The organism is Pelagibacterium montanilacus (assembly GCF_003992665.1).
GTDB classification, from domain to species: Bacteria; Pseudomonadota; Alphaproteobacteria; order Rhizobiales; family Devosiaceae; genus Pelagibacterium; species Pelagibacterium montanilacus.
Window position 1 is genome coordinate 1,083 of the sequence record NZ_RZMX01000058.1, and the last position, 3,461, is coordinate 4,543.

Annotated in this window: 3 protein-coding genes; all 3 read left to right on the forward strand. The window is 58.7% G+C overall.

Annotated elements, in window-relative coordinates:
- On the forward strand, nucleotides 1-1,689 hold a 1,689-nt coding region (locus tag EO136_RS19180; RefSeq protein ID WP_164730648.1), incomplete at its 5' end, for a putative bifunctional diguanylate cyclase/phosphodiesterase.
- Between the two features lie 124 nt (nucleotides 1,690-1,813).
- Nucleotides 1,814-2,767: a sensor domain-containing diguanylate cyclase gene (locus tag EO136_RS19185; RefSeq protein WP_164730524.1), complete on the forward strand. Its 954-nt coding sequence runs from the start codon at nucleotides 1,814-1,816 to the stop codon at nucleotides 2,765-2,767.
- Between the two features lie 424 nt (nucleotides 2,768-3,191).
- A complete protein-coding gene (locus tag EO136_RS19190) occupies nucleotides 3,192-3,407 on the forward strand; it encodes a cold-shock protein (protein WP_127144299.1) in 216 nt (71 codons plus the stop codon).
- Nucleotides 3,408-3,461: the final 54 nt, after the last annotated feature.

Sequence of the window (3,461 nt, forward strand, 5' to 3'; positions counted from 1 at the left end):
CAGATGGCGTTTCTTCAACAATGGGCCGATGTCTCACCGGATGCCATGATCGTTGCCGACGCTAACGGGCTCATCGTGCACTGGAACCCAGCCGCAGAGAGCATGTTTGGGCTGCCAGCGGAAGAAGCATTGGGCACCTCACTCGACGTGATCATTCCCGAACCAATGCGTGGCGCGCATGCCAAGGGCATGGAAAGACTTTTGGCCGGAGGTCAGCCTCGGATTGTCGGCACCGTCCTAGAAGTCACAGCACAGCATTCCGATGGCAGCCACTTCCCAATAGAAATGTCCTTGTCGATGTGGACCCAAGAGGGCGAAGCGCGCTTTGGGGCAATTGTGCGGGACGTATCCAAACGGCGGGCGAACGATGATCGGCTGCACCACCTGGCTCATTTCGATCAGCTCACGCTGCTGCCCAACAGAACGTCATTCCTCGAGAACCTCAACAATGCCCTCGGGCAGAGCGTGCAATCGACCGTGTTGCTCGTTGATCTGGACCGGTTCAAGGAAGTCAACGATCAGCTGGGTCATGCGGCTGGGGACGCTGTTCTGATCGAAGCTGCGCTAAGAATTCGGCGTTGCGTTCCGACTGGAATGGCGAACGTTGCACGGCTGGGCAGCGACAAGTTTTCCATTCTTTTGACGGGCGAGACGGATCCTTCACGGGCGGGGGCGCTGGCGACCGTGGTTCGTCGTGAACTGCGCAGGCCGTTTGATCTGGCCGGCAGACTGGTTTGGGTCGGCTGCAGCATCGGCATCGGCATGTCGCCGAGCCACGGTGATGATGCAGCGACGCTGATCGGCAGTGCAGACCTTGCCCTTTACGAAGCAAAGGCCGAAGGTGGAGACGGCCAACGTTCATTTGTCCCGGCATTGAAGACCGCTGCCGTTGCGCGGCGAAGTTTGGAGATAGATCTTCGGGAAGCGTGGGAAGCCAGGCAGTTCGAGGTGTTTTATCAGCCGCAGATCAGGCTTGAAGATCGCCAGGTCGTAGGTGCAGAGGCTCTGCTACGATGGAGGCACCCCGAGCGGGGACTTCTTGCACCGGGCGCCTTCCTTTCAACCCTTGAGAACAGCTCTCTTGCCGCTCCGGTGGGGACTTGGGTGCTGGAGGCCGCATGCCGACAAGGAGCTGCATGGAACAGGCAAGCGAGCGGGTTCCTTATGGGCGTCAACCTATTCGGGGCCCAGTTGAAAACCGTCCCTTTGACCGAGACCGTCCGGTCAACACTCTCGCTAACGCAATTTCCGGCACGACAGCTCGAACTCGAGATCACCGAGAACATCATGCTGGCCGACGATGAATGCGCGAAAGATCAGCTCAATGCGCTGCATGACATGGGTGTTGGCCTGGCATTTGATGATTTTGGCACGGGCTACGCTTCGCTGGCTTTTCTCAAGCAGTTTCCCATTACGCGGTTGAAGATCGACCGAAGCTTTGTGAGCAACGTTCGCGCAAAGGGCTCGGACGCAGCCATTGTTCAAGCCGTGCTGATGCTGGCGCGCAAGTTCGGATTGTCCGTGATCGCCGAAGGCGTCGAGACCGAAGAGCAGGAAAAGCTCCTCAAGAAATGGCGCTGCCCTCACGCGCAGGGATACCTTTATGGCAAACCCGTCGCGGCTACCGCGTTTGCTATTTCATCGGCGTTTCCGCACAATAGGCCAAGCTCCGATCCTATGCGCAAGTGAGTGAACATCGCTTTCGAACAGCATAGAGCCTCGAATTGAACGGCAATCGTTCAGCCGATTTTTCCTAATGTCACCTTTAACGACGGTTGCCCGACGCTTGCGGCCACCGAGGAGCTATTGCGGGATGGACTGGTTATCAGAACGTCAGCTTTCCGGGGCTGTGCTTGACGCACTGACGGCAAGCATCTGCGTTGTCGACCAGAACGGTATGATCGTCGCCGTCAACCAGGCCTGGCGGCGGTTTTCCAGTGATAACGGTGGCCGGGGTGCTTTTCTCGGCGAGAACTATTTGGACGTTTGCAGACGCGCCAAGGGACCGGGCGCGAAGGCAGCACAACGCTTCGGCCAAAACGTGGCTGACGTGCTCTTCGGCCGCCGCGAGAGATTTGAAACCGAGTATCCGTGCCATTCTCCGAAGGTGCGACGCTGGTTTCTTGCCCGGGTGACGCGGCTCCATCCTGCAGACACGATCGCTGACCCTGATGCCGAGCGCGTGGCGGTGGTCACTCATCAGGACATTACCACCCGCAAGCTCCTCGAGTTCGATCTCAAAAAGCTGGCTGAGACCGACGAACTCACCGGCCTCAAGAACCGCCGGAGATTTCTGGCGGCTGCAAACAAGGCATTGGAGAGGCTCAAGCGCTTTGACGCGCCCGCCAGCCTATTCATCATTGATCTCGACAACTTCAAGACCATCAACGACACCCATGGACATGCCGTTGGCGACGGGGCCCTTTGTCACGCAGCCGAACGGTTCAAGCGCGCCATCCGTCGTCGTGATCTGTTGGCGCGGATTGGTGGGGAGGAGTTCGCAGTCCTGCTGCCCGACGAGGATGAGTGCGGTGCGATGATGGTTGCGGAGCGCCTTCGCACATTGATTGCCGCCTCTCCCCTGAGTGACAAATCTGGACCAATTGGCCTCACAGTCAGCGTCGGCGTGACGTCTTTGCGCAAGGGCGATCAAAGTGCAGATGATGCTCTGGGGCGGGCCGACCGTGCCCTTTATCGCGCAAAAGACGAAGGGCGAAATCGGGTCAGGGCTTCCACGATGGGCCTTGCTCCCCCCACCGTCCCATGATCGTCCGAGCAGGGGACGTCTGCCCGGCGGCAGCTGGTTCTGCGCCCATAGGGGGGTCAACCCACCATCGAGCCTGCTACGCCCAGGAGGAGCGGGCGGGGATAAACTCCTCGTTGCGGCTCTGAGCATGACCCTCGCCTGGCCTCATGCTTTTCTCGACAAACCCGCCTGTGCTGACGCAGGAACAGCCAAGGCGACCCGAGTTCCTCCATTCTGCTTCCTGTCGGGCGACGCAGCTTGTGCCAATCCCATTTGTGTGCGATATGATCCCTACACGTTTTCAGCCTATGTCGGCTGCCTGCTGCCGGTCATGCCGGTCCTTGGCTCTCTGATCTATCATGCGAACGTTTGTAGTGCCCTCACGCATGTTGCAGAGGGCTAACCGCTCGTTTCGCTTCGGCTCCGAGCTTAAAGGATATTCCCCATGGCCACCGTCAACGGTACCGTCAAGTTCTTCAATACCACCAAAGGTTTTGGCTTTATCACGCCTGAAACCGGCGGTAGCGACCATTTCGTCCACGTCAGTGCCGTTCAGAGCGGCGGCCTTGATGGCCTCTACGAAAACGACAAGCTGACCTACGAAGTCGAAACTGGTCGCGATGGACGTCAGTCCGCAGTGAACCTGACGCTCGTTCAGTAAGAGCTGGCTGGTTGCAACAAAGCTAAAGGTCGCCCGTGTGGCGGCCTTTTTTGT

What these genes read in the sequence shown, in the direction of transcription:
- EO136_RS19185 (WP_164730524.1), top strand. Translation starts at nt 1,814, where the DNA reads ATGGACTGGTTATCAGAACGTCAGCTTTCCGGGGCTGTGCTTGACGCA.
- EO136_RS19190 (WP_127144299.1), top strand. Translation starts at nt 3,192, where the DNA reads ATGGCCACCGTCAACGGTACCGTCAAGTTCTTCAATACCACCAAAGGT.